Raw genomic sequence first — 24,098 nt, forward strand, 5'->3', positions numbered from 1 at the left:
AGCGGCAAGCGGCAAGTGGGCCTAGCGGTAGATCTCGATGCTGCCGTCTTTGTTCTGGCGGTAGATCGTGTAAGGCAGGACCAGGGTGTCCAGCACGCCGGACCCCAGGAATTCGATGGCGATGATCGGTAGAGCGTTGCCGCTACTGTTCGACAGGCTTGGATCGTTCAGGCTTCTTTCAGGCTTGGGTTCACCGTTGAGCGTACAAAACCCGTACATCACGCCGCTGTAGATGCGCGGCACGTTTTCGCAATGGCTGCGCGAGTCCTTGAGATTCTGACTGGCCACGGCGTCGGGGCGGAACACGGTGTTGATCGTGCCGCAACCGGCCAATGCCAGTATCGCGACCAGCCAGATGACCCTCGATAGATGCCGCATGTCCGCTCCTTTGATCTATTTACTCAGGAACAGCCACGCTAGCACCGCCCACCATGAAGTCCCAGTACGGACGCGTCGATTAGCCGCGTAGGAAGATTCCCGAATGATAAAAATCGCCCGACTCACTAAACTCGCGCCCCTTTGCGCGTTTACTTCCCAAGCGCCACTGATTTTCGGCCGATTGATGAACCACCTCACCCGCTTTACCCTGCTGCTGCCCGGCCTGCTTGCCCTGTGCGACACCGCCCAGGCAGACGACACTGTTCTGATCCTCGACCCCAGCGTCGTCACCGGCTCGCGCAGCGCCAGCCCGACGTTTGAGCTGCCGTATTCCGTGGACGGCATCAGCCGCGAACAGATCAGCGACGGCCAACTGGGCATCAATGCTTCCGAAGCCCTGGCCCGCGTGCCCGGCCTGGTGGTGCAGAACCGCCAGAACTACGCCCAGGACCTGCAGATTTCCTCACGCGGCTTTGGCGCCCGTTCGGCGTTCGGCGTGCGCGGCCTCAAACTCATCGCCGACGGCATCCCTGCCAGCACCCCAGACGGCCAGGGCCAAGCCGCCACGTTCAACCTCGACACCGCCGAACGCATCGAAGTGCTGCGCGGCCCGGCAGCGACCCTGTACGGCAGCAACGCCGGCGGCGTGATCCAGATGTTCTCCCGCGACGGCGAAGGCCCACCGCGCATTGGCGCCGAAACCCTGGTAGGCAGCGACGGCTTGAGCAAAAACCACCTCAGCGCCGAGGGCGCGACCGACGGCGCCGGCTTCGTGCTGGATGCCTCGCGCATGGACACCGACGGCTACCGCGACCACAGCAGCGCCCGGCGCGACCAGACCTTCGCCAAACTCAATGTCCAGCCCGACGACGACAGCAAACTGGCGCTGATCTACAGCAGCCTGGAACAAAACGGCACGCAAGATCCGCTAGGGCAGACGTGGGCCGCCTACAAAGCCGATCCACGCTCGGTGAGCGCCAACGCACTCACGTACAACACGCGCAAGAGCATCGACCATCAGCAATTGGGGATGAATTACGAACGGTATTTCGGCGATGCGACATTGCAGGTAAATGGGTATACGGGGCGGCGCAGCGTGATTCAGTACCTGTCGATCCCTGCCGGAACCCCCTCTGACAAACGCGGCGGCGTCGTGGACTTCGACCGCACGTTCTACGGCGGCTCCATCCACTGGCTGCAACCCATCACCAGCGCCCCGGGCGACCTGACCCTGATTGCCGGCCTCGACTACGACCGCAGCGAGGATGACCGCCAAGGCTATTCCAACACCCTCAACGGCGTGCATGGCGTCAAAGGTGCGTTGGGCCGCAATGAAATCGACACCGCTACCAGCCTCGACCCATTCTTACAAGCCAACTGGCTGCTGGGCGACTGGACTCTGCAAGCCGGCGTACGCCATAGCACCATGAAGATGGAGGTGGACGACCATTTCCTCAGCGACGGTAACGACAGCGGCAGCAAGACCTACCAGAAGAACACTCCGTCGGTCAGCGTGATGTATGCCTTCACACCCGACCTGCACGGTTATGTGAGCGCCGGCAAAGGCTTCGAAACCCCGACACAAGCGGAGTCGGCGTATTCCAGCGGTTCAAATGGTTTCAATTTCGCGCTCAAGCCATCGGTGAGTACGCAATATGAAGTGGGCCTGAAAGCACGGGTAGGCGAGGACACCCGCCTTAACGCTGCGGTATTCCAGATCACCACCGAAGACGAGTTGGTGGTCCAGCAATCCAGCGGCGGGCGCACCACTTACCAAAACGCCGGGCGCACCCTCCGCCGTGGCTTCGAGCTGGGCATCGAAAGCCAGCTGACGCAACAGTGGAGCACCCAACTCGCGTATACGCGCCTGCAAGCCACCTACGACAGCGACTTCACGGGCGGCGGCAACCCCGTGGATAAAGGTAACTACCTCCCCGGTGTACCGCAGACCACGCTGTTTGCCGAGCTGAACTGGAAACCGCGAGACTGGGTCAGCACCGCCATCGAAGGGCTGTACCGCAGCAAGGTCTACGTCGAAGACACCAACCAGCAACGCGCCGCACCGGCTTACAGCGTGTTCAACTGGCGAGCGCGCTTCGAGCAGAAGGCCGAGCACTGGACCTTCCATCAGACCCTGCGCCTGGACAACCTGCTGGACCGTCAGTACGTCGGTTCGGTGATCGTCGGCGACAGCAACAACCGCTACTACGAAGCCGCGCCTGGCCGTTCGTGGTACGCCGGCGCCGGCGCCGAGTATCAATTCTGATAGTCAGAGCGGTCAGGTGGGTTGCTTGGGCAACCGCTGGTCGATCAGTTGATATAACGCACTGTCCTGCGGCCAGTTGCGCATAAACCGCGCGCGGTCCTTGGCGTAGGCCGGGGCGAAGCTGGCGAGACTGCGGTGCTGGCACATCGCATCGAGGTCGATCAGGGCCCAACGGTCTTCGTGCCAAAACAGGTTATGGCCCTTGAAATCCCCGTGGCTGATGCGCTCGCGGATCAGCTCAGCGAATAAATGATCCAGCGCCTGCAGTTCGTTTTCCGGCGCGCCGCCGTGTTCAACGTAGGGCGCGAAACGCTCGATGATGTCTGGGCCCGGCAGGTATTCGGTGATCAGGTACGCACGGCTGCGCAGCCAGAGAAAGCGCTTCTCCAACACCGCCAGCGGCTTGGGCGTGGCGATGCCGAGGAAGGCCAGGCGATTGCCTTCGCGCCAGGAATGCCAGGCTCGGCTCGGGCGCCAAAAACGCTTGAGCCAATGGGCGAAGCCCTTGATGTTGTAACGCTTGATTACCAGCGGCCGACCGGCCACCTCGACTTTGGCCACACTGGCCGCACCGCCGGTCTTGTACAAATGGCCCTGGTCCAGCAATACATCGGCCTGCTCCAGCACCGGCAGCATTGCGGGCACTTCCTCGCGCCTGATCGCGCGCAAGGCAAAAGCACCGCGCACGACGCTAAACAGCGTGCATTCGCGGCCGACCTTTTCCAGAAAGTCCTTCAAACGCCAGGCACTGACCTTGCGTACTTGTTTTTCCAGGGCTTCCAGGGGCAAGGCATGTTCGCTGTTGCTCAGCAGGTAATACACCAGCAACTCTTCGGTAAACGGCTCAAGATTCTTCGGCAATTGCGCAAAAAACACCCCGAGGTTTTCCAGCACCCGGTTGCGCGACAGCGGCTTGCCGGCTTCTTCGACGCGAATTCCGGCGCCATCGATCAGGTACAACTTGCCGTCCTTGCGCAGCAGGTTGTCCAGGTGCAGGTCTTCCTGCCACAAGCCTTTGGCGTGCATCTGCGCAATCGCGCCCAGTGCTTCGGCGAGCACCGCGGTTTGTTCATCAGCCAAGGGCGGCAAACCTTCGACCGCCTGCCAGGCATCGGCCAGGCTTTCGGCACCCTCGATAAACTCGAACAGCAACCAGCCACCCTCGCCTTGCTGCAAACCGTCGGCGAGCAGCAACGGCGTGGTCAGACCCTGTTCGGCCAACAGGCGAACACCGCTGAGCTCACGCTGAAAATGCCGCGCCGCCTTACTGCCTACCAGCAACTTGGCCAGCACTGCGCGACCGCGCCAGACGGCCGCGCCGACATAGCGCTCGCCCGGCAACACGCGCAACAGGCTCAACAGTTGCAGTTGACCGGGGCCGGCGGCGTCCGCCAGGTCCAGGGTCAGGGGCAGGCTCGGGGTGCGGCCGGCGTTTTTCAGCTCCGACAGACGCATCAGCGCTTCTCCTTATGGCTGCGCCGGGTCGTCAGGCGTTGCAGCCAAGTGGCGACCTCTGCGCTGTCTTCTGGTTGGTCCAGGTAGGCCGCCAGCAGCTGGCGCACCTGTGCGTCGGACCATTGCGGGGAACGGCGCAGCAACGGCTCCAGGTCCTTGACCCGATCCCGCCAGCCAAACAACAACGGGCGGGTTTTCTCCAGATCGATCAACTGCGCGGCATAACCGTCGCCGGTGGCCTGCAGGAAAATATGCTTGGGGTAGAAACAGCCATGCACCTGGCCGACGCCGTGCAGCCGGCGCGCCAGTTCGCCGCACGCCCGCAGAATAGCGCGGTGCTGGGCATCGCTGAGCGAAGGCCACTGCTCAAGCAGCGAATCCAAGTCGTTCCAGCCGTCAAGGGCACGGGTCAGCAGCATCGCGCGGTACTCGCCGGCCACTTTGCGTTCGCCATAGAACGCCGCCTGCAAGGCCGGGATACCCAAAGTGCGGTAACGGCTGATATTGCGAAACTCGCGGGAGAAACTCGGCTCGCCCAATGGGCGATGAAGGCTGCGAGTCAGGTAGTTGCTCTGACGCTTGAGGTAATACCCCTGCCCCTCCAGCTCCAGGCGAAACACGCTGCTCCAGCCGCCGCGACTGGTGTTCGGTTCGTCCACTGCGTCGAGCTGTTTGGCCCACAAGGCGTCGAACGTGGCCAGACCGTTGCGTTCCAACAAAACCCGGTCTTCAGCCGCCACAAAATCACTCATTCGCGCCCCTCAAAAAACTTCACCACATGGCGAATACGCTGTTTGTCCGATGCACTCAGGTGCTGGCGCTGACGGTATTGCAGATAGAACCGCAGGCGCTGAGTGGCCGACAGGTGATATTTGGCCACCTTGTCCAGGCAGGCCAGATCCTTGGTAATACGGTACTTGAGCCAGAACCCGCGCCAGAAATCGCCGTTGGGGCAATCGATCAGGTACAGGGTCTGCTGGTCGTCGATCAACAGGTTGCGCCACTTCAAGTCGTTATGAGTAAAGCGGTGATCGTGCATGGTGCGGGTGTATTCGGCGAGCTGGCGGCTGACCCCATCGACCCAGCGCGGATCGCGCAGGCGGGGGTCGTTGCGCTCGGCCAGCGCCGACAAGTCTTCGGTCTTGGGCAATTCACGGGTGATCATCGCGCCGCGATCATAGGCCAGGCCATTGCGCTCCAAGCCCCAGGCCACCACATCGGCAGTAGGAATGCCCCACTTGGCAAAGCGCTTGAGGTTCTGCCATTCGGACTTGACCCGCGGCTTGCCCAAGTAGCGACGCAAGCCCTTGCCGGCGCCGACGTAGCGCTTGACGTAATAATTGACCCCACCGCGCTCTACCCGGATCACTTCGGACAACGGATCGCGGGTCAGCCGCTCGCCTTGCAGGGCGAACACCGCGTCGAGGCTGCCAAAGTCATCCGCCAGGCCGGCGTAGGCCGGTTCCAGGTTCCAGCCCGCCATCAGAGCGCATCCCCGTATCGCTGTTTACGCGCGTAGAGTTTGTCGGCCTTGCCTTGCAGCCACTGCAACAAAGCGCTTTCTTCGGCCAGGATCTGGCGCAACGGCTGCTGGAAGTAGCCCTTGAGGAACCGCAGCTTGTCGCGACGGGTCAGGCCGATGTCCAGCGCCGAGAAGTACAGCGCGGCCAGGTCTTTGTTGCGCCAGCGCAGGCTGATTTTCGGCCGGGTCTGGGCACGGTGCAGGTCGATCACCGACAACTTGAAGCGATCAGGCGTGATCGGCGTGTCGGTGTGCAGCAGGAAGTGGCAGATATAGCAGTCACGATGGTTCACCCCGCCGCGATGCATCATGCCGGTCATGCGCGCCACTTCGGCGATCAGCGCGCGCTTGAGGCGCGGCTGCGGTGGCTGCTTGACCCAATCAATGCTGAAGTCTTCCAGGCTGACCGTGGGCGCCAGCTCTTCGGTGATGATGAACGAGTGCTGGTCCGCCGGGTTGCTGCCGCGCTCGCCGTAGGCCACGGCGGTCATGGTCGGCACGCCGATTTCCTGCAGGCGCTGGATCGCCAGCCATTCCTGCCCGGCGCCGAGCACCGGCAGCTTGGCGGTGACCAGGTTCTTGACGATCTCACCCCAGCCGATGCCCCGGTGGATCTTCACAAAGTAGCCACGGCCGTCCACCTCGGTGCGCAAGGTGCGTCGGGCTTCCAGTTCGCGGTACACCTCGCCTTCCAGCCGCTCTACTTCGGCGAACGCATCGCGTCCGGCCCAGAGGCTCTTGAAGGGTTCGGCAAGCATCAACTTCATGGCTTTGGCTCCGCCAGAATCACATCCGCAGCGTGCTGCGGCATGCTGTAGAGGTCGGCCGTCTCAGCGAAAGCCAACCCGTTGCGGCTCCAGGCCGCGCGCTGTGCAGAATCGGTCAGCATGCGCGCCAGGTACTGGTTCAACTGAGCCTGTTCGAACGGCTCATCCAGCACCAGGCCGCTGTCGGCCTCGGCAATGTAATGGGCATAACCACACACCGCCGAGACCAGTACCGGCAACCCGGCCACCAGCGCCTCAAGCAGCACGGTGCCGGTGTTTTCGTTATACGCCGGGTGGATCAACAGGTCGGCGCCCAGCAGGAAACGCGGGATATCGCTGCGCCCTTTAAGAAACTGCACGTTATCGCCCAGCCCCAATGTGGCGCTTTGCAATTGGAATACTTTGGGGTCGTCCTGGCCGATTACAAACAGACGCGTGCGTTTTTTCAGCTCCGAGGGCAACGCGGCCAGCGCCTTGAGGCTGCGGTCGACGCCCTTGGTCTTGAAGCCGGAGCCGATCTGCACCAGCAGCAGGTCGTCCTCGCCCAGGTTGAATTCCTTGCGGAACCCTGCGCGGATTTCGGCGGCGTTCGGCGGTGCGCGACGGTCCTGGGCGATGCCCGGCGGCAGCAGATGAAAGCGCTCCACCGGGGTGTCGTAGTACTTGATGAACAGCGGCTGCTGCACTTCGGAAATCATCAGGATTTCGGTCTTGGCGTCCTTGGCGAACACCGCACGTTCGTATTCGGCGAAGTGGCGGTAACGACCAAAACTGCGGTACAGCGAATGGCGCAGGTTCTGTGCCTTGTCTTCAAAACAACCGTCGGCAGCGTAGTACACGTCCAGGCCGGGCATCTTGTTGAACCCGATCAAACGGTCCACCGGGCGCTTGGCCAGGTCGGCCTCCATCCAGGCACTGAGTTTTTCGTTGCGCCGATGGTTGAAGAACGCTTTGACCGGCGCCACCAGCACTTCAAAACCGGGCGGAATATCGCCCTCCCAGATCAGGGTGTAGACGCGAATCTGATGGCCGCGCCGCTGGCACTCCAGGGCGATGCGCATGAAGTCACGCTGCAGGCCGCCGAAGGGGAAGTATTTGTACAGAACAAAAGCCAGTTGCATCAGTGCAGTTCCTCAGCCAGTAACAACGTGCTCAGTCGGCTTGCCACACGCTCAGGGTTCAGGCGCGTGAAGCACAGGGGCGATTCGCGCGCGATGTCGAATCGACGCAGGTCGTCGGCCGTCGGTTGATAGGTACAGTGTTTTTGCAGGCACGGCGCGCAGGACCAATCGCTGGCCAGGTGAATCTGCGCCTTGCCGTAGGCGCCGGTCAGGCCCGGATTGGTGGGGCCGAACAGGGAGATGGTCGGCACATCCAGCGCCGCCGCCAGGTGCCCCAGGCCGGTATCCACCGCCACGCAAGCGCGGGCGCCGGCCAATACCCGAGCCACGCCGGCCAGGTTCAACTTGGGCAATACTTCGGCGTTCGCCAGGCCTTGAGCCAGGCGTTCGGCGCGGGCTTTTTCCGTGGCGTTGCCCCAGGGCAGCTTCACGTCCACGCCCAGGCGCCCCATGCGTTCGGCCAGCTCGCGCCAGTAGGCTTCCGGCCAGTGCTTGGTGTCCCAAGTGGTGCCGTGCAGCAGTAGCACGAAGGGCTTTTTCGGTGGCAGGCCGAGCAACTTGTCGACGCTCAGGCCGTAGTCGCCCAAGCCTTTGGGCAAGTCATAACCCAGGGCCACGGCGAACAACTGACGCAAGCGTTCCACCGCGTGCTGCCCACGAGCCACGGCCAGACGTCGGGAGTAAAAACGCGCCGCGATGGGTTCACGGGCGGAGTTTTTATCAAAGCCGGCCACCGGCGCCCGTACGTAACGGGTCAGCCAGGCGCTTTTGAACAGGCCCTGAGCGTCAATCACCAAGTCATACTTGGTCGCTTGGATGCGCTGCTTGAAGCGCCGCCATTCACCGCTCTTGAAGGTTTGCCAGAGGTTCTTGCGCCAGCGGCGGATCGCCACCGGGATCACCTTGTCTACCGCTGGGTGCCAGGTGGGGATTTCGGCAAAGCCCTCTTCCACGACCCAGTCGAATTGAATGCCGGGGATCGCCCGCGCCGCGTCGGTCAGTGCCGGCAAGGCGTGGATCACGTCGCCCAGGGATGAGGTCTTGACTACCAGTACCCGCAACTCAGTGAACCTCGACCACGTCGCCCTGCAACCGCTGCAAGGCTTCGCTGACCGACTGCGGCAACAACTGGCGCAGGCAATTGTAGTGGCCGAAACGGCAGGTGCGCTCGAAACACGGGCTGCAATCGAGCCCCAGGCGCACCACTTCCACTTTGTCGGCCAACGGCGGGGTGAAGCCCGGCGAGGTGGACCCATACACCGCCACCAACGGGCGGTTCAGCGCCGCGGCCACGTGCATCAGGCCGGAGTCGTTGGACACCACCGCATCGGCGCAGGACAGCAGGTCGATCGCCTCGGCCAGCGAGGTGTCGCCGCTCAGATTCACCGCCTCTTCGCGCAGGCCCGGGATCAGACGCTGGCGGATGTCTTCGCCCACCGAGTGGTCGTTCTTCGAGCCGAACAACCACACTTGCCAGCCTTCGCGGATCTTCATCTCAGCGACCTTGGCGTAATGCTCCGAAGGCCAGCGCTTGGACTCGCCGAACTCGGCGCCGGGGCACAGCGCCAGCACCGGGCGATCCAGGCTAAGGCCGAACTTGGCCAGCGCCGCGTCGCGGGTGACCGGGTCGATCCGCAGGCTCGGGCGCGGATAGGGTTTGGGCAACTCGGCACCCGGCGCGTACGCCAGCGCCATAAAGCGTTCGATCATCAGCGGATAGCGGGTTTTGTCCAACGTGCGCACGTCGTTGAGCAGCACATAGCGAAATTCGCCGCGCCAGCCGGTGCGCTTGGGGATGCCGGCAAAGTACGGCACCAGCGCCGACTTGAGCGAATTGGGCAGCAGGATCGCCTGGTCGTACTCGCCGGCCATGGATTTGCCGATGCGACGACGGGTCGCCAGCTCCAGGGCGCCGTGGCCGAGCGGAAAGCTCAAGGCCTTGCGCACTTCGGGCATGCGCTCAAGGATCGGCCGGCTCCACTCAGGGGCGAGCACGTCGATCTGGCAATCTGGATGGCGAGCGCGCAGGCACTGGAACAGTGTCTGTGCCATCACCATGTCACCGACCCAACTGGGCCCAACGATCAGAATATTCATGTAGTTTCCACAAACGATGCGGGGAGGCTTATGCCTCCCCGCCCTAATAGTGTCTTCAGCTCAATCCCAGTTCCTGCCAGATTCGCATCACCTGGCGCCGCTCCTCGACGAACTGATCCCCGGCCACCGTACCGGCCTCGTTCTGCAAGGCCTGACGATGCGCGGCGGAACGGTAGGCTTTATACACCTCACGCAGCAGATGAGCATCGGCGGCGGGCATCAACCCCACCTGCTCCAGGCCTTCCAGAATGCGGATATTGTCGGTGTAGCGCAGCAACGATGGATGTTGCGCAGACCACGCCAAAGCCGCGTATTGCACCATAAATTCAATATCGACGATACCTCCGGCGTCCTGCTTGAGGTCGAACAGCGCCGTGGCTTCGAAGGCATTGGCGCCCGTGCCGGCCGCAGTGCTCTTGGTGCCCAGGTTGTCGCGCATCTTGGCGCGCATCTCGCTGACCTCCTGGCGCAGCGTCGCCAGGTCACGCTCGCGCCCCAACACCCTGGCCCGCACTTGCTCGAACGCCTGGCCAACGTCCTGGCTACCGACCAGCACGCGGGCGCGGACCAACGCCTGATGTTCCCAGGTCCAGGCTTCATTTTGCTGATAGCGGTCGAAGGCCCCCAACGAACTCACCAACAGCCCGGATGCGCCAGACGGGCGCAGGCGCATGTCCACTTCATATAACTGGCCGGAGTTGGTCTGGGTCGTCAGCAAATGAATGATGCGCTGACCCAGGCGCGTAAAGAACTGCGCACCGTCGATCGGCTTGGCGCCATCGGTTTCGGCATGCGGGTCGCCGTCGTGGATAAACACCAGGTCCAAGTCGGAACCATGCCCCAGCTCGATGCCGCCGACTTTCCCGTAGCCGACAATGATGAACCCAGGATCGCACAAGGTGCCGTCCAGCCGTTGCGGCGAGCCGTGGCGCGCCACGGTCTGGCGCCAAGCCAGGGCGAGGACTTGTTCGAGGATCGCCTCGGCAAGCCAGGTCAGGTAATCGCTGACTTTCATCAACGGCAGGCTGCCGGCGATTTCCGAGGCGGCCACACGCAGGCGATGCGCCAACTTGAAATGGCGCAGGGCTTCCATCTGCTGTTCAAGGTCATCTTCGGGGATGCGTGTAAGGCGTTCGCGCAGTTCGGCGGCCAGTTCCGGCGCCAACGGCGGCTTGAACAGGCGCCCTTCATTGAGCAATTCATCCAGCAACAGCGGGAAACGCGTGATCTGCTCGGCGATCCAGGGGCTGGCGGCGCACAGGGTCAACAGGCGACGCAGGGCGTCAGGGTTTTCGGTGAGCAGCACCAGATATGCCGAACGCCGCGCGACGGCTTCGACCAGCGGCAACACGCGCTCCAGCACCAGGTCCGGGTTGGCATGCTCGACGGCCTGGGCCAGCAGGCGCGGAATAAACGCATCCAACCGTTCACGGCCCAGGCGCTGCATGGCGCGCAGTTGCGGGCTGCCGCGCAGGCTGGCCAGGGCTTTGAGTGCCTTGGGTGCATCGGTGAAACCGCCTTCGGCCAACTGCCGGCAGGCGGCGTCTTCGTCCTGGGACTCTTCCCACAGCGGCAACCACTCACCGCCTACCACCAGCTCGCTTTCTTCGCCTTCATCTTCATCCGGGTCGGCGATCACTTGGCGAAAGTGCCAGTCAATCCGGCCACGCCAATACATCAGGCGCTCATGGAACGCGGCCCAATCGGCAAAACCCAACATAAAGGCAATGCGCGCCTGATCCTGCGGACTGTCGGGGAGCATCTGGGTCTGGCGATCGGCAATCGCTTGGATCGCATGCTCGGTGTAACGCAGGAACTCATAACCGTTGCGCAACTCGGCGATCACCGCCGGCGGCAGGTAGCCCTGGCCCTCCAGAGTGCCGAGCACTTTAAGCAATGGGCGCTGCTGCAAGCTCAAGTCGCGGCCGCCGTGGATCAGCTGGAACGCCTGGGCGATGAATTCCACTTCGCGAATGCCGCCCGAGCCCAGCTTGATGTTGTCGGCCATGCCTTTGCGCCGCACTTCCTGCTGGATCAGTTGCTTCATGGTGCGCAGCGCTTCGATGGCGGAAAAATCCAGGTAACGCCGGTAAACGAACGGCCGCAGCATGTCGAGCAATTGCGCGCCCGCCACCTGATCGCCAGCCACCACCCGCGCCTTGATCATGGCGTAGCGCTCCCAGTCGCGGCCCTGGTCCTGGTAATACTGTTCCAGCGCATTGAAGCTCAGTACCAGCGCACCGGCCGAACCGTATGGGCGCAAACGCATATCAACGCGGAAGACAAAGCCGTCGACCGTCATCGGGTCGAGCGCCTTGATCAATTTTTGACCAAGGCGGATGAAAAATTCCTGGTTATCCAGCGCACGCTTCACCCCCACGGTTTCGCCGCCTTCGGGGTAGGCGAAGATCAGGTCGATGTCCGACGAGAGGTTCAGCTCAACCGCGCCGAGCTTGCCCATGCCGAGGATCACCATGTGCTGGGCCTCGCCGCTGCGGCGCCCGGTGGGCGTGCCGAATTGCACACAGTGGCGCTGGTACAGCCACTGGTAGGCCTGGTCGATGCTGGCATCGGCCATATCGGATAGGTCGCGGCAGGTTTGCACCAGATCGGCCTGGCGCGTCAGGTCACGCCAGATAATGCGCACTTGCTGGCGGGTACGCTGGCGACGCAGCACACGGCCCAGCTCATCTTCTGTTTCGGCTTGTTGCACCGCGCCAGCAATTTGCCCGCATAGCTCGCCAGGTGCGAAACCACGGTCCAGCTCGCCCCAGGCCGCCAGTTCGAGCAACATCAAAGGGTCACGAAGGCTCTGTTCAATAACGAAATCACTGGCGGCGCACACCCGGGCGAAGTCGGCCCAGCGTTGCGGCGTCCACTCAGAAAGGCCATGATCGTCATCCAGCGCGGCCACTGCGTCACGAAATGACTGCTCGGCCCGCTGGGCAGCTGGGAGCAGAATGGCCGGCAATTCGGCCAGCGTTGGAAGGCTCATGGTCTATCCTTGGTCGGCGCGTAAAAGGCTTGTAGCGAGACGTGCAGGGACCACGCTGAATGAAGGACTGTCGAACAAAAGTTAGAAATAGCTGAAAACACTTTAATTTTGGCAGGCAACATTAAAATTCTACCTTTTCTTGTTCGCAAAAGATCAACAATAACGATTATGCTCACCAGCCAGACCGAGCCATACGCTCAGTCTTGTGTAGTTTTACTACTCGTATATACATTCGAAAGGCTGAAATGGCCGACGATTTGTAGTAAAACTACAGGACGCCGAAGCAACCTTCGGCCATCCAAGAATTTATGTCGTCTGCCCACAAGGCCAGTCGCAAACTTCAGGCAACCGATTCTGGTAGCCTTTCCGCCCTGGAGCAAGCCATGCAAGACCTCGATCCCGTCGAAACCCAGGAATGGCTGGACGCCCTGGAATCGGTTCTCGACAAAGAAGGCGAAGACCGTGCTCACTACCTGATGACCCGTATGGGCGAACTCGCGACCCGCAGCGGCTCGCAACTGCCTTACGCCATCACCACGCCATACCGCAACACCATCCCCGTTACCCACGAAGCACGCATGCCTGGCGACCTGTTCATGGAACGCCGCATTCGCTCGCTGGTACGTTGGAACGCCATGGCGATGGTAATGCGCACGAATTTGAAAGATTCGGACCTGGGCGGTCACATCTCCAGCTTCGCTTCCAGCGCAACCCTGTATGACATCGGCTTCAACTACTTCTTCCAGGCCCCGACCGACGAACACGGCGGCGACCTGATCTACTTCCAGGGCCACACCTCCCCAGGCGTTTACGCCCGTGCGTTCATGGAAGGCCGCATCAGCGAAGAGCAAATGAACAACTTCCGCCAGGAAGTCGACGGTCAGGGCCTGTCGTCCTACCCGCACCCTTGGCTGATGCCGGACTTCTGGCAGTTCCCGACCGTATCCATGGGTCTGGGCCCGATCCAGGCGATCTACCAGGCGCGCTTCATGAAGTACCTGGAAGCCCGCGGTTTCATCCCTGAAGGCAAGCAGAAGGTCTGGTGTTTCCTGGGCGACGGCGAGTGTGACGAGCCGGAATCCCTGGGCGCCATCTCCCTGGCCGGCCGCGAAAAACTGGACAACCTGATCTTCGTCATCAACTGCAACCTGCAGCGCCTCGATGGCCCGGTTCGCGGCAACGGCAAAATCATCCAGGAACTCGAAGGCGTGTTCCGCGGTGCGCAGTGGAACGTGACCAAAGTCATCTGGGGCCGTTTCTGGGACCCACTGCTGGCCAAGGACGTCGACGGCATCCTGCAACGTCGCATGGACGAAGTCATCGACGGCGAGTACCAGAACTACAAAGCCAAAGACGGCGCGTTCGTGCGTGAACACTTCTTCAACACGCCTGAACTCAAGGCGATGGTTGCCGACCTGTCCGACGACGAGATTTGGAAGCTCAACCGTGGCGGCCACGACCCGTACAAGGTCTATGCGGCGTACCACGAAGCGGTCAACCACAAAGAACAACCGACCGTCATCCTGGCCAAGACCATCAAAGGTTATGGCACCGGTGCCGGCGAAGCGAAAAACACCGCGCACAACACCAAGAAAGTCGATGTCGACAGCCTGAAGTTGTTCCGCGACCGCTTCGACATCCCGGTCAAGGATGAAGAACTGGAGAACCTGCCGTTCTTCAAGCCGGAGCCGAACAGCGCCGAAGCCCGTTACCTGAGCGAGCGCCGCTCCGCACTGGGCGGTTTCGTGCCACAGCGCCGCGCCAACAGCTTCAGCGTACCGACGCCTGACCTCAGCACCCTCAAGGCCATCCTTGACGGCTCGGGCGACCGTGAAATCTCCACCACCATGGCCTTCGTGCGGATTCTCGCGCAGCTGGTCAAGGACAAGGACATCGGCCCGCGCATCGTCCCGATCATCCCGGACGAAGCCCGTACCTTCGGTATGGAAGGCATGTTCCGTCAGTTGGGCATCTACTCCTCCGTCGGCCAACTCTACGAGCCAGTCGATAAAGACCAGGTGATGTTCTACAAGGAAGACAAGAAGGGCCAGATCCTCGAAGAAGGCATCAACGAAGCGGGCGCCATGAGCTCCTTCATTGCGGCCGGTACTTCGTACTCCAGCCATAACCAGCCGATGCTGCCGTTCTACATCTTCTACTCGATGTTCGGCTTCCAGCGTATTGGCGACCTGGCCTGGGCAGCGGGCGACAGCCGTACCCGTGGCTTCCTGATCGGCGGCACCGCCGGCCGTACCACGCTCAACGGCGAAGGCCTGCAACACGAAGACGGTCACAGCCACATCCTGGCTGCCACCATCCCGAACTGCCGCACCTTTGATCCAACCTACGGCTACGAGCTGGCGGTGATCATCCAGGACGGCATGAAGAAGATGACCGAAGAGCAGCAGGACGTTTTCTACTACATCACCGTGATGAACGAGTCCTACCAGCAGCCAGCCATGCCGGCCGGTGTCGAGGAAGGCATCATCAAGGGCATGTACCTGCTCGAAGAAGACACCAAGGAAGCGGCGCACCACGTCCAACTGATGGGCTCCGGCACCATCCTGCGCGAAGTGCGTGAAGCGGCGAAGATCCTGCGTGACGAATTCAACGTCGGCGCCGACGTGTGGAGCGTTACCAGCTTCAACGAACTGCGTCGCGACGGCCTGGCCGTAGAGCGCAGCAACCGCCTGCATCCGGGTCAGAAACCAGCGAAGAGCTACGTCGAAGAATGCCTGGCCGGCCGCAAGGGCCCGGTCATCGCCTCTACCGACTACATGAAGCTGTTTGCCGAACAAATTCGCCAGTGGGTCCCGTCCAAGGAATTCAAAGTCCTGGGCACCGACGGTTTCGGCCGCAGTGACAGCCGTAAGAAGCTGCGTCACTTCTTCGAAGTCGACCGTCACTTCGTGGTGTTGGCAGCCCTGGAAGCCTTGGCTGACCGTGGTGAGATCGAACCCAAGGTGGTGGCTGACGCCATCGTCAAGTTCGGGATCAACCCGGAAAAACGCAACCCACTGGACTGCTGAGGAGACTTTTTGTGAGCGAACTCATTCGCGTACCTGACATCGGCAGCGGTGAAGGTGAAGTAATCGAGCTGTTTGTGAAGGTCGGCGACACCGTCGAAGCCGACCAGAGCATCCTGACCCTTGAATCGGACAAGGCGAGCATGGAAATTCCTGCTCCCAAGGCCGGTGTGGTCAAGAGCCTGAAGGTCAAGCTGGGCGACCGCCTGAAAGAAGGCGACGAACTGCTGGAGCTGGAAATCGAAGGTGCCGCCGATGCGGCGCCTGCGGCGGCCCCTGCTGCCGCTGCCGCACCCGCGCCGGCCGAAAAGCCTGCCGCCGCCGAGGCCCCAGCAGCACCGGCCCCGGCCGCTGCACCGGCTGCCGCCAGCGTTCAGGACATTCACGTTCCGGACATCGGCTCGTCGGGCAAAGCCAAGATCATCGAGCTGCTGGTCAAGGTCGGCGACACCGTCGAAGCCGATCAGTCGCTGATCACCCTGGAGTCCGACAAAGCCTCCATGGAGATCCCATCGCCGGCTGCCGGCGTGGTAGAAAGCATCGCGGTCAAACTGGAAGACGAAGTCGGCACCGGTGACTTCATCCTCAAGCTCAAAGTACAAGGCGCCGCGCCTGCCGCTGCTGCAGCACCGGCCGCCGCTCCGGCTGCCAAAGCTGACGCCGCGCCGGCTCCGGCTGCTGCACCCGCACCGGCTGCCAAAGCCGAGGCCGCCCCAGCCCCAGCCGCCGCGCCTGCGCCAAGTGGTGCCAAGGTTCACGCCGGCCCGGCCGTGCGTCAGTTGGCCCGTGAATTCGGCGTTGAACTGAGTGCCGTCGCGGCCACCGGCCCTCACGGTCGCGTGCTGAAGGAAGACGTGCAGGCTTACGTCAAAGCCATGATGCAAAAGGCCAAGGAAGCGCCAGCTGCCGGCGGCGCGACCGGTGGTTCGGGCATCCCGCCGATCCGTACCGTGGACTTCAGCCGCTTCGGCGAAACCGAAGAAGTGCCGATGACCCGCCTGATGCAAATCGGTGCGGCAGGTCTGCACGCCAGCTGGCTGAACATCCCACACGTCACTCAGTTCGACCAGGCCGACATCACCGACCTGGAAGCATTCCGCGTTGCGCAGAAAGCCGTGGCCGAAAAGGCTGGCGTCAAGCTGACCGTACTGCCGTTGCTGCTCAAGGCCTGTGCACACTTGCTCAAGGAGCTGCCGGACTTCAACAGTTCGTTGGCACCAAGCGGCAAGGCGATCATTCGCAAGAAGTACGTGCACATCGGCTTTGCCGTCGACACGCCTGATGGCCTGCTGGTGCCGGTCATCAAGAACGTCGACCAAAAGAGCCTGCTGCAACTGGCTGCCGAAGCGGCTGCCCTGGCCGCCAAGGCCCGCGACAAGAAGCTCACCCCGGACGATATGCAGGGCGCCTGCTTCACCATCTCCAGCCTCGGGCACATTGGCGGTACTGGCTTCACGCCAATCGTCAACGCGCCGGAAGTGGCGATCCTGGGTGTATCCAAGGCCACTATCCAGCCGGTCTGGGACGGTAAAGCGTTCCAGCCGAAGCTGATGCTGCCATTGTCGCTGTCCTACGATCACCGTGTGATCAACGGCGCCGCCGCTGCACGTTTCACGCAGCGCCTGAGCCAATTGCTGAACGACATCCGCACCATTCTGCTGTAAGCCGCAACGGGCCTTCTTTTACTCGGAAGGCCCGTTTGCATCGATTTCCGAGCGCCACGCTCGTACCTCAACCCCGCCACTTGGCGGGGCTTTTTTTGCGCGTCCAACGGCAAAAATTGGACAGAGAGAACAGGTTTGTACACCTTCTGTCAGCACGACTGTAGAAATCCCCCACGCGGCCGATAACACCCATATAGCACTTAGCCTTCATCCTCTCTTGTCAGCCCGCGCCGCATGATGCAACCTTGCCGCAAGCGACAGAAAAGAGGGCGTGAGCCCGGCGCCGTGCGCGTTATTTCAAGTGAGTTTCCCCCATGAAAAGCCAACCCGATGTCGCCCGTACGGCGGCCGAGGTAGTCACGCAATTACCGGTGCCTTCGCGCCTCGGTATGCTGCGTTTCGAGCGGCTTAATGAGGCAAGCTGGGCCCTGCTGTACCTCGACCCCAACTGCGAGCGCCAATTCGGTCTGCCGGCGGTCGAATTGTGTGCCCTGATCGGCACCCCCTACGCCAGCCTGATGGAGCCCCAGGCCCGCTATCAATTGCACGACAACATCCAGCAGCAGTTGACCCTGAGCCCCCACTATCTGGTGCGCTACACCCTGCACACCAACGACGGCCCTCTAAGCCTGCTGGAAATGGGCGAAGCCTACAAACAACACAATCGTCACTTGTTGCGCGGCTACCTGATGGTGGTCGACGGTCTGTTCAGTGAAGTGCCTTCGCCGCTGCCCTCCTCGGATGACCTGGAGAGCCAGAACAGCCGCCTGCAGATCGCCCTGGAACTCAACCAGCGGGCCCAGCAGGAACAATTGCAGCACCTGGAACGGGTGCGCGCCCAGCAGGAGCTGATCCTGCTGCTGGCCCGCCAACGCTACACCGCCAACAATTCGCTGCAGGAAGCCGCCGAGCTGATCACCCGCAGCGCCTGCGAAATCTATCAGCTCGACTGCGCCAGTATCTGGAACCTTGAAGGCCAGCGCCTGGTGCCGATTTCGGCCTATCACCGCGCCGACCAGCAGCACCATTTGCCCGACCCTATCGACGCCAGTTGCTTCCCGGATTATCTGGAAGCCTTGCACACCAGCCGCGCCATCGATGCCACCAACGCCATGCGCGACCCGCGCACCCGTGAAATGGCCGAAAACCTGCGCGCCAAAGATATACACGCCATGCTCGACGCCAGTATCCGCGTCGATGGCCAGGTGGTCGGCGTACTGTGCCTCGAACAGGGCGGCAGTTCCCGCGCCTGGCAGGCCGACGAAATCGCGTTTGCCGGCGAGCTGGCAGACCAGTTTGCACAAGTGATCAACAACCATAACCGCCGTACCGCCACCAGCGCCCTGCACCTGTTCCAGCGCGCGGTGGAGCAAAGCGCCAACGCCTTCCTGCTGGTCAATTGCGACGGCGTAGTGGAGTACGTCAACCCCAGCTTCACCGCGATCACCCAATACAGCGCCGAAGAAGTCCACGGCCACCGCCTGGCGCAGTTACCGGCCCTGGAGAACCTCAGCGAATTGTTGTTCGACGCGCCGTCGAGCCTGGCCAAGAGCAACAGCTGGCAGGGCGAGTTCAAGAGCCGCCGTAAGAACCTGGAGCCCTACTGGGGGCAGTTGTCGATCTCCAAGGTATATGGCGACAACCGTGAGCTGACGCACTACATCGGCATCTACGAAGACATCACCCAGACCAAGCTGGCCCAGCAGCGCATCGAGCGTCTGGCGTACACCGACAACCTGACCAACCTGGGCAACCGCCCGGCGTTCATCCGCAACCTCGACGAACGCTTCGCCCGCGACAGCGACAGCCCGATCAGCCTGCTGCTGGTGGATATCGACAATTTCAAGCGCATCAATGACAGCCTCGGTCACCAGACCGGCGACAAGTTGCTGATCAGCCTGGCCCGGCGCCTGCGCAACAGCTTGACCAGCAGCGGCAGCCTGGCGCGTTTTGCCAGTAACGAGTTCGCGGTGCTGCTGGATGAAACCGATCTGGAGGCCGGTCAACAAGTGGCCAGCCAGTTACTGGCGACCCTCGACAAACCGATGTTCGTCGACAACCAGTTGATCAGCGTTACCGGCTCCGTGGGCCTGGCCTGCGCGCCGCTGCATGGCCGCGACCCGCAGACCCTTATGCGTAACGCCGGCTTGGCACTGCATAAGGCCAAAGCCAACGGCAAACATCAGGTGCAGGTGTTCACCGAGGCCCTCAATGCCGAAGCCAGTTACAAACTGTTCGTCGAAAACAACCTGCGCCGCGCCCTGACGCAGAACGAGCTGGACGTGTTCTATCAGCCAAAGCTGTGCCTGCGCAGCGGTCGCTTACTGGGCATGGAGGCGTTACTGCGCTGGAACCATCCGGAAAAGGGCATGATCCGCCCGGACCAGTTCATCAGCGTGGCCGAAGAGACCGGCCTGATCATCCCCATCGGCAAATGGATCGCCCGCCAGGCCTGCCGCATGAGCAAGCAACTGAGCGCTGCCGGCCTGGGCGACTTACAGGTGGCGATCAATCTGTCGCCCAAGCAGTTCTCCGACCCGGATCTGGTAGCCTCGATCGCCACAATCCTCAAGGAAGAAGAGTTGCCGGCCAACCTGTTGGAGCTGGAACTGACCGAAGGCCTGCTGCTGGAAGCCACCGAAGACACGCGCCTGCAACTGGACCAATTGAAGAGTCTTGGCCTGACCCTGGCCATGGACGACTTCGGCACCGGTTACTCGTCCCTCAGTTACCTGAAAAAATTCCCCATCGACATCATCAAGATCGATCGCAGCTTTATCCACGAGATCCCGGACAACCAGGACGACATGGAAATTACCTCCGCCGTGATCGCCATGGCGCACAACCTCAAGCTCAAGGTGGTCGCCGAAGGCATCGAGACCGCCGAGCAACTGGCCTTTCTGCGGCGGCACCGCTGCGATGTTGGCCAGGGGTACCTGTTCGATCGGCCGATCCCCGGGGCAGAGCTGCCGGCGATGCTCAAACGCTACCCGCGCGGCCCAATCGCCTGACATCGCTGTAACACTCGGGCACACTGGCTGTCTGAATTTTTACCATCACTCAACCTGACGAGAGGACTGATCATGGTCTTGCGCTCGGAAATTCTGGTGAACAAAAACGTGCTGCCTACTCAAGAACAAGCATTGCCTGGTCGTGACACCCCGATGAGCCTGCCAGAGACGCATTTCGTCAATGGCAACCCGCTGCTGGGCCCATTCCTCGATGACGTAGGCTTTGCGATCTTCGGCCTGGGTTGCTTCTGGGGCGCGGAACGCAAATTCTGGCAGCGCGACGGCGTGGTCAGCACCGTGGTGGGTTATGCCGGCGGCTTCACGCCCAACCCGACTTACGAAGAAGTGTGCTCCGGCCTGACCGGCCACAGCGAAGTAGTGCTGGTGGTCTATGACCAAGCCAAGGTCAAGTACGAAGACCTGCTGAAGATGTTCTGGGAATTGCACAACCCGACCCAGGGCATGCGCCAGGGCAACGACATCGGCAGCCAATACCGTTCGGTGATCTACGCGACCACACCGGAACAACTGGAGGCTGCAAAGGCCAGTGCCGAGGCGTATCAGGCCGAACTGAACAAGGCCGGCCTGGGCCAGATCACCACCGAAATCGACCAGGCGCCGACGGTGTATTTCGCCGAGGCGTATCACCAGCAGTACCTGGCGAAAAACCCGCAGGGCTATTGCGGCATTGGCGGAACAGGCGTGGTTTGCCCGATCTGACGTTCGGAGCGGCAAGCTGCAAGTGGTGTTTTCTGCTCTCACTTGCAGCTTGAAGCTTGCAACTCACAGCTACTCAGCTATAAGCCAATCCATCTGCCACCCGCCCTGGGTCTGACCCAGTTGCTTGGACAGCCACGGCAACAGCTCACGCAGTTCTTCCTCCAAGCCCCATGGCGGGTTGGCAATCGCCAGGCCCGAGCCGGTCAGGGTGTTGGGCGTGTCCAGGGGATGCACCAGCAGTTCCACGCGCAGCAGTTTCGGCGCCCCCGTGCCGGCCAGGTCCTGATAGAAGCGACGCAACATGCGCTGGTCCTTGACCGGGTACCAGATCGCCGCCACGGTCTGGCGCATGCGGCCGACCGCCTCCTTGAGGGATGCCGCGCAGCGTTGCATCTCGTCGAGTTTTTCGAACGGCGGGTCGATCAGCATCAACGCGCGTTTTTCCGGCACTGGCAGCAACGCTCGCGGCACATGCCAGCCTTCGCCCAAATGCACTTTGACCCGACGGTCGCCCTTCATGTTGTCCTTGAGCAACACACCGTCTTCGGGGTGTTTTTCATTGAGCAACACACGGTCCTGCGCGCGCGTGAGGCGTCGGGCCAGCTCCGGCGAACCGGGGTAGTAGCGCAACTGGCCGTCCGGGTTCATCTCGTGCAGCACGCGCATGTAGTCGGCGGTCAGCGGCGGCAGATCGTTCCGGCCCCATAGGCGCGCGATGCCTTCGAGGTATTCGCCGGTGCGGTTGGCCTGATCGCCCTGCAGGTCGTACAGGCCGATGCCCGCGTGGGTATCGAGGTAGGCAAACGGCTGCTCCTTGCGCGACATCAGGGCGATGAGGCGGGTCAAGGTCAGGTGTTTGAAGACATCGGCGTGGTTGCCGGCGTGAAAGGCGTGACGATAATTCATGGTTGCTCCTGCGCAGGGGGCGAAGTTTACCTTCTACACGGGCAAAGGTGCAGGCCGGCATGCCGGGCGGTGCTTATGCCCTAAAAGCAGGGAGCGGACTGAAAAAAATCTAAATGTCTCCATGAGCGCGGATTTATTGTGGCGAGCACCCAATCCAAGGAGGTCAATTGCCATCATGAAAGACGCCACCCTCGCCCTGCACCACGGCTTCAAGTCGGACCCGACCACCAAGGCCGTGGCCGTGCCGATCTACCAAAACGTGGCTTTCGAATTCGATAACGCCCAGCACGGGGCCGACCTGTTCAACCTGGATGTGCCCGGCAACATTTACACGCGCATCATGAACCCTACCAATGACGTACTGGAGCAACGTATCGCCGCCCTCGAAGGTGGCATCGCGGGCCTGGCGGTGTCGGCGGGCAGCGCGGCGATTCACTACGCAATCCAGACCCTGACCCGCGCTGGCGACAACATCGTCACCACGCCGCAGCTCTACGGCGGCACCTACACCTTATTCGCCCACCTATTGCCCAGCTTCGGTGTGGACGTGCGGTTCGCCCGGGACGACTCCGCCGAGGCCATTGCCGAGCTGATCGACGACCAGACCAAAGTGGTGTATTGCGAAAGCATCGGCAATCCGGCGGGCAATATTATCGATCTGGAAGCCCTGGCCAAGGTGGCCCACGCCCGAGGCGTGCCGCTGATGGTCGACAATACCGTAGCCACCCCGATCCTGTGCAAACCCATCCAGTTCGGCGCCGATATCGTGGTGCACTCGGTGACCAAGTACATCGGCGGACATGGCAACTCCCTCGGCGGTGTGATCGTCGACAGTGGCACTTTCCCCTGGACCCAGTACCCGGAAAAATTCCCCGGTCTCAACCAGCCCGAGCCGGCTTATCACGGCGTGGTCTACACCGAAAAATTCGGCCCCGCCGCGTTCATCGCCCGCGCGCGTACCGTGCCATTACGCAATACCGGTGCGGCCCTGGCGCCGATGAATGCCTTCCTGTTGCTGCAAGGCTTGGAAACCCTGGCCCTGCGCATGGAACGCCATACCGAGAACGCGCTCAAGGTTGCACAGTTTCTACAGGAGCATGCCGAGGTGGAATGGGTCAGCTACGCGGGCCTGCCAGAACATCCGCACCATGGGCTGGCGCAAAAATACATGCAGGGCAAACCCTCGGCGATCCTGTCTTTCGGCCTGAAGGGTGGCTATGACGCGGGTGTGCGCTTCTACGACGCGCTGCAGATTTTCAAACGTTTGGTGAATATCGGCGACGCCAAATCCCTGGCCTGCCATCCGGCCTCCACCACCCATCGGCAGATGAATGAGCAGGAGCAAGCCAAGGCTGGCGTGAAACCGGAGATGATTCGCCTGTCGGTCGGTATTGAAGCCATTGAAGACCTGATCGACGACTTGCAGCAGGCACTGGCCTCAACTCGCCTCTGAGGCGAGGTAGTCCGTCAGCGCTGCATAGGTCACCGTCGAACCACGAGCGAAGTAAGCGACCTTGTGCTGCAAGGTCGCAGGCGTGAAGGCGGTGTAGAGGTCCGGGCGCTGCTCCTCAAGCCATTGCAGCAGGTTGTCGATCAGGGTTTGCGGCGATTGTTCGGCCAGATGCTCCAGTAACGATGCTGGCACCTGCCACCAGGGGCTGGCCTTGGCGGTAGTAACCGGCCCCGTTGCAACGGCCTGGGGTTGCCCATTGATCAGATAGCGCTGAAACACCGGCAGCACCTGCCCCGCCTCACCGCCCAATTGCCGCAACAGCGGCAAGAACTGCGTGCCGTCCCAAAAGCGCAGGAACACCGGCGGCCCCTCGGGCAGTTTCACTTGGGTCAAGCCTTGCAGATGAGCGAGTACCACGTCCGCCGGGCTGGACGACACCGCCAGCCAACCCCAGTCCTCGGTCTGGGTGTTCGCCACCCAATCGAGAAAGGCGCTGCCGGACTCGACTTGTGCGAGATAAGGCATAACCTGCGTCCAATCCGCATAAGCCGTGCCCGCCCAGACCGAGCGCGGTCGCGCACCCGCCGCCACACCTTGCCAAGCCTCGAACGGCTGGGCATCGCTGGCATTGCCCAGCACCGCGAACAGTTGCTCATGGGGTTGCAGAGGCCACTGTGCTAGCCAAGCACTGGGCGATAGAGGTTGATCCATTGGGGC

At 61.9% G+C, this 24,098-nt stretch carries 17 protein-coding genes; 6 read left to right on the plus strand and 11 right to left on the minus strand.

Features of this window, described 5'->3' with window-relative positions:
* Positions 1-21 precede the first annotated feature (21 nt).
* Entirely contained in the window at positions 22-378 is a 357-nt protein-coding gene (locus ACFZPT_RS10285) for a YceK/YidQ family lipoprotein (protein WP_034111482.1), read from the minus strand.
* 184 nt (positions 379-562) lie between these two features.
* Here ACFZPT_RS10285 and ACFZPT_RS10290 point away from each other — a divergent pair, with 184 nt between their 5' ends.
* Entirely contained in the window at positions 563-2,644 is a 2,082-nt protein-coding gene (locus ACFZPT_RS10290; RefSeq protein WP_099313092.1) for a TonB-dependent receptor, read from the plus strand.
* A gap of 12 nt (positions 2,645-2,656) precedes the next feature.
* Here the strand turns inward: ACFZPT_RS10290 and ACFZPT_RS10295 are convergent, their stop codons facing one another.
* Genes ACFZPT_RS10295 through glnE form a run of 8 tightly spaced genes read right to left on the minus strand, consistent with a single transcriptional unit; the run spans position 2,657 to position 12,601 of the window.
* A complete protein-coding gene (locus ACFZPT_RS10295) occupies positions 2,657-4,099 on the minus strand; it encodes a lipopolysaccharide kinase InaA family protein (protein ID WP_099313050.1) in 1,443 nt (480 codons plus the stop codon).
* Positions 4,099-4,851, minus strand: a complete 753-nt coding sequence (locus ACFZPT_RS10300) for a lipopolysaccharide kinase InaA family protein (protein WP_034095559.1) — start codon at positions 4,849-4,851, stop codon at positions 4,099-4,101. Before ACFZPT_RS10300 ends, ACFZPT_RS10295 begins: the two co-directional genes overlap by 1 nt.
* Positions 4,848-5,582, minus strand: a complete 735-nt coding sequence (locus ACFZPT_RS10305; protein WP_034095558.1) for a lipopolysaccharide kinase InaA family protein — start codon at positions 5,580-5,582, stop codon at positions 4,848-4,850. The genes ACFZPT_RS10300 and ACFZPT_RS10305 overlap by 4 nt, the downstream gene beginning before the upstream one ends.
* Positions 5,582-6,388, minus strand: coding sequence for a lipopolysaccharide core heptose(I) kinase RfaP (rfaP, locus tag ACFZPT_RS10310; RefSeq protein WP_034095557.1), 807 nt, complete (start codon positions 6,386-6,388; stop codon positions 5,582-5,584). The genes ACFZPT_RS10305 and rfaP overlap by 1 nt, the downstream gene beginning before the upstream one ends.
* The gene (locus ACFZPT_RS10315; RefSeq protein WP_034095556.1) at positions 6,385-7,509 is read right to left on the minus strand and encodes a glycosyltransferase family 4 protein; all 1,125 of its coding nucleotides are present in this window, start codon (positions 7,507-7,509) and stop codon (positions 6,385-6,387) included. The genes rfaP and ACFZPT_RS10315 overlap by 4 nt, the downstream gene beginning before the upstream one ends.
* Positions 7,509-8,570 (minus strand): lipopolysaccharide heptosyltransferase I, encoded by a 1,062-nt coding sequence (gene waaC, locus ACFZPT_RS10320; RefSeq protein ID WP_034095555.1) that lies wholly within the window; start codon positions 8,568-8,570, stop codon positions 7,509-7,511. Before waaC ends, ACFZPT_RS10315 begins: the two co-directional genes overlap by 1 nt.
* 1 nt (position 8,571) lies before the next feature.
* Entirely contained in the window at positions 8,572-9,606 is a 1,035-nt protein-coding gene (gene waaF, locus ACFZPT_RS10325) for a lipopolysaccharide heptosyltransferase II (protein ID WP_034095554.1), read from the minus strand.
* Between the two features lie 55 nt (positions 9,607-9,661).
* Complete coding sequence (gene glnE / locus ACFZPT_RS10330) at positions 9,662-12,601, minus strand: bifunctional [glutamate--ammonia ligase]-adenylyl-L-tyrosine phosphorylase/[glutamate--ammonia-ligase] adenylyltransferase (protein WP_034111476.1); 2,940 nt, start codon at positions 12,599-12,601, stop codon at positions 9,662-9,664.
* 383 nt (positions 12,602-12,984) lie between these two features.
* Here glnE and aceE point away from each other — a divergent pair, with 383 nt between their 5' ends.
* From aceE to msrA, 4 genes are all read left to right on the plus strand, one after another.
* Positions 12,985-15,630, plus strand: coding sequence for a pyruvate dehydrogenase (acetyl-transferring), homodimeric type (gene aceE, locus ACFZPT_RS10335; protein ID WP_003187985.1), 2,646 nt, complete (start codon positions 12,985-12,987; stop codon positions 15,628-15,630).
* A gap of 11 nt (positions 15,631-15,641) precedes the next feature.
* Positions 15,642-17,291 carry a dihydrolipoyllysine-residue acetyltransferase gene (gene aceF, locus ACFZPT_RS10340; protein ID WP_099313048.1) on the plus strand — a complete coding sequence of 550 codons (1,650 nt, stop codon included), beginning with the start codon at positions 15,642-15,644 and terminating at the stop codon, positions 17,289-17,291.
* A 314-nt stretch (positions 17,292-17,605) separates the two neighbouring features.
* Positions 17,606-20,302 (plus strand): bifunctional diguanylate cyclase/phosphodiesterase, encoded by a 2,697-nt coding sequence (locus ACFZPT_RS10345; protein ID WP_047881427.1) that lies wholly within the window; start codon positions 17,606-17,608, stop codon positions 20,300-20,302.
* A gap of 72 nt (positions 20,303-20,374) precedes the next feature.
* Complete coding sequence (gene msrA, locus ACFZPT_RS10350; RefSeq protein WP_034095550.1) at positions 20,375-21,022, plus strand: peptide-methionine (S)-S-oxide reductase MsrA; 648 nt, start codon at positions 20,375-20,377, stop codon at positions 21,020-21,022.
* Positions 21,023-21,091: 69 nt separating this feature from the next.
* Here msrA and ACFZPT_RS10355 read toward each other — a convergent pair whose 3' ends face one another.
* Positions 21,092-21,928 (minus strand): 23S rRNA (adenine(2030)-N(6))-methyltransferase RlmJ, encoded by an 837-nt coding sequence (locus tag ACFZPT_RS10355; protein ID WP_034095549.1) that lies wholly within the window; start codon positions 21,926-21,928, stop codon positions 21,092-21,094.
* A gap of 175 nt (positions 21,929-22,103) precedes the next feature.
* Here ACFZPT_RS10355 and ACFZPT_RS10360 point away from each other — a divergent pair, with 175 nt between their 5' ends.
* Positions 22,104-23,381, plus strand: coding sequence for an O-acetylhomoserine aminocarboxypropyltransferase/cysteine synthase family protein (locus tag ACFZPT_RS10360; RefSeq protein ID WP_034095548.1), 1,278 nt, complete (start codon positions 22,104-22,106; stop codon positions 23,379-23,381).
* Here ACFZPT_RS10360 and ACFZPT_RS10365 read toward each other — a convergent pair.
* Positions 23,367-24,092 (minus strand): DUF4123 domain-containing protein, encoded by a 726-nt coding sequence (locus tag ACFZPT_RS10365; RefSeq protein WP_099313047.1) that lies wholly within the window; start codon positions 24,090-24,092, stop codon positions 23,367-23,369. The two genes, ACFZPT_RS10360 and ACFZPT_RS10365, sit on opposite strands and share 15 nt — an antisense overlap.
* Between the last annotated feature and the right edge of the window lie 6 nt (positions 24,093-24,098).

Source organism: Pseudomonas sp. MD330_10, assembly GCF_042610415.1.
GTDB classification, from domain to species: Bacteria; Pseudomonadota; Gammaproteobacteria; order Pseudomonadales; family Pseudomonadaceae; genus Aquipseudomonas; species Aquipseudomonas rhodesiae.